This window comes from Nostoc cf. edaphicum LEGE 07299, from assembly GCF_015207245.1.
Lineage (GTDB): Bacteria > Cyanobacteriota > Cyanobacteriia > Cyanobacteriales > Nostocaceae > Nostoc > Nostoc edaphicum_B.
The window spans coordinates 1-3,205 of record NZ_JADEXF010000764.1; the positions used below are offsets into that span (position 1 = coordinate 1).

The 3,205-nt window shown below is 38.7% G+C and carries 2 protein-coding genes and 1 pseudogene; 1 reads left to right on the forward strand and 2 read right to left on the reverse strand.

The window, feature by feature from the left end; all coding sequences use genetic code 11:
• Nucleotides 1-522: 522 nt before the first annotated feature.
• Both IQ229_RS20305 and IQ229_RS20310 read right to left on the reverse strand, forming a co-directional pair.
• A complete protein-coding gene (locus IQ229_RS20305) occupies nt 523-1,248 on the reverse strand; it encodes a response regulator transcription factor (RefSeq protein ID WP_194046837.1) in 726 nt (241 codons plus the stop codon).
• 331 nt (nt 1,249-1,579) lie between these two features.
• Nucleotides 1,580-2,170: pseudogene (locus tag IQ229_RS20310) on the reverse strand (transglycosylase domain-containing protein); the annotation flags it as partial.
• A gap of 283 nt (nt 2,171-2,453) precedes the next feature.
• Here IQ229_RS20310 and IQ229_RS20315 point away from each other — a divergent pair.
• The coding region (locus IQ229_RS20315) for a CHASE3 domain-containing protein (RefSeq protein ID WP_194046838.1) at nt 2,454-3,205 on the forward strand (752 nt) is incomplete at its 3' end.

A 3,205-nucleotide genomic window follows, 5' to 3' on the forward strand; every position in this document is an offset into this window, starting at 1 on the left:
CTCATTTGAGAATATCAAATATCTAAGAATTAAATTTTAAATGGTTGCAGTATTGAAGCGAGTATCAAAGGGTTAATAACAGAATTCAGAAGTCAGGAGCCAGAATTCAGAATTGAATTCTGTGTGACTGGCGGATAGCGTAGCGTTAGCGACGTAGGAGCGTCTGAATCAAAGGGTTTAATACCCCCACTAAATCGAAAATTTAGTGGTGCAGCAATTCAGTGGCGGGTCTGAATCCCCCACTGATAGCGCTACGGAGAGCAAGTCTGCGATAGCGCAGCGTTAGCGAGTATTTTCGAGTCGCGTCTTGATTCTGACTCCTGAATTCTGACTTCTGAATTCCTCTTCAAGTATTTTTTAGTTTAGTTAAATAAAAATTAAAATTCCCCAAACCAATAATTAAATTGATTTGGAGAACTTGTAGTGTTCTAGCGTAAAAGAAGAGGTTAACTTCAGTAATTGTAATCTAACAATCAGTTGTAAAGATAAAGGGTAAATATCAGGTAGAAATCGGGTATTTTCCTAAAGCTGCTTTAAGCGATAGCCCAATCCATGAACTGTCTCAATAAAATCATCGGCAGCACCAGCGTCTTTAAGTTTATACCGTAAACTCTTAATGTGAGACTTAACAGTTTCTTCGCTAGGAGGATCATCAAGTGACCAGATGCGCTCAATAATTCCGGCTCGACTTAGCACTCGCCGACCACTAGAAACCATTAATTCTAAAAGAGCAAATTCTTTAGGTGTTAGGTGTAAAGGCTGGTCAGCGTATGTAACTTCATAAGTGCTGGAATTTAAACACAGACTACCCCAACCAAGGTCTGGGAATACTGCTGCGGAACTATTGCGGCGCAACAGTGCGCGAACACGAGCCATTAACTCTGGCATTTCAAAAGGTTTGACCATATAATCATCTGCCCCAGCATCCAACCCGGTAATTTTGTCACCAAGGGTATCGCGTGCTGTTAACATGAGGACAGGTATTGTGCTATTGCGTGATGAGCTACGCCCTGATGTAGGCGATGGGCTACGCGCTGATGTATGCGATCGCAAGCGTTGACAAAAACTCACACCATCCAACTTGGGTAAGGTAATATCTAACACCACCAAATCATATTCCAATACTTTGATGCAATCCCATGCTTCTTCTCCATCTTGGGCCACATCCACCACATATTGACGGTCAGTCAGGGCTTCCATCAGCATTTCTGCTAACTGGACATCATCTTCAACTACCAAAATCCGCATTGTTAGAATATTTGTGAATTAAAAAACTAGAATAAATCCCAATACCTAACCTTAATATAGGAATCCGGTTTGATTCCTGAATTTACTTGTGTGGGCAGGGAACAGGGAATAGGGAATAGGGAACAGGAAAGAAGGCATAAATCCGTACTGAGTCTTGTTCAAAAATCAAATAGGAGTCCTATACTTTCAATTTTATTTAGGACGAGGAAACTTAGAAGGTGACTTAAAGTTTTCTACTGGTACACCCTTAAGTGCCTTCTGCATAAAATCACGCCAGACAGGAGCCACCATACCTCCGCCTGTCGCGCGGTCAGATAATTGTCGGTTGTTGACCCCAGTAAACTTGATTGAAGTACATTTCTAATATTTCATCTTTACTAAGAACTTGCTCTAAGCGAATTGCTAATACTGCTTCTGCTATTTTTCGGCTAAAAACACGTTTTTGAGATAAGAAAATATTTTTCACTAACTGCATGGTGATTGTAGAACCACCCTCTCGCACTTCTCCAGATGCAAAATTGACTAATGCAGCACGTCCAATACCACTGGGATTAATACCATGATGCTCGTAGAAACGGCTATCTTCGCTAGCTAATACCGCTCGTTTCAAATTGGGGGAAATTTGATTTAAAGGCACTATTTGACGATTAGCTTCCCCATGTATACGCGTTAAAAGCTTACCTTTAATATCATAGATATAAGTTGTTTCTGAGGGTGCAAAGTTTTGCAGTTGTCTAACATCTGGGAGATCGCGGAAACTAATGGCTAAACCAACTAATCCTCCAGCCAGCAGAGAACTTGATAGCATAGTAATTGATAGGAGTGTGCCACCAGTTACTTGACCGACTTTTTTCAGAAACTCAGAATTAGGTAAAGTCTGAACTTGTGATTGTTTCTTTTCAAATGTTTTAAAAGATGACACGGCAATTTAATTTCCTCACTTATTAAATCTCGGTTTTATCTATATAAATATAAAATGAAATTTCTCCAAATAAACAGTTAAATTTATTTGGAGAAATTTTAGTGTGATGCAGCAGAAGAAGTTTATTTTGACAAATAGCTGTGGAGATAAAGGGCAAAAATCGGGTAAAAATCGGTTAGTAATATTCTGAACTAAGCTTTTATTGCTTCTGTTGGAAAAATCTTTACTTTGATGTAAGGTCTTGGATAAGATATGGACTCTGATCCATTAATTGATTTTTTCTATGAAATGGTCACTGGAAAGGAAATGGATTGCCTCTGGCTTTGGCTTGTGCTTATTATTAATGGGTATAGCTAGTCTTATTTCTTACCAAAATGCTACTCAGTTAATTGCAAGTAGCAATCAAGTGAAGGACACGCATGAGGTAATGAAAAACATTATCGACATCTTTGCTACACTAACCGATGCAGAAGCAGGACGTAGGGGTTATATCCTATATGGAGAGCAATTAGAACTCAAACGTTACTATCAGGCAATGCAAAGCCTAGATGCCAAAGTCCAAAAGTTGCAGCAACAAATTGCTGATGACTCTTATCAACAGCAGCGACTAACGAAACTAAAATTATTCATTGCTCAAAGAGTTGAATTATCTAAACAGTCAATTAACCTCAAAGAAGCAGGTAAATCAAGCTTTGCTATTCAAGCACCTCTAGTTAATAAAGGCAACCAAAACCGTAATCAGATTCGTGAAATACTTACCCAAATGCAAGCTAGGGAGGAACATTTATTGCAAATTTCGGTGAGACACTCTCAAGATAATATCCGCAACCGGATGTTGATTGAATTCCTCGGTACTTTCTTGAGCTTTGTCATTTTATTAGGCGTTTATGCTTTGCTTTATCAACAATTAGTTAAGCGTCAGCAAGCAGAAACTATTCAAAAAACTTTAGCTCAAGAAAAAGAACTTAGTGAATTGAAATTACGCTTTTTTTCAATGGTATCCCATGAATTTCGTACACCATTGAGTATTATATT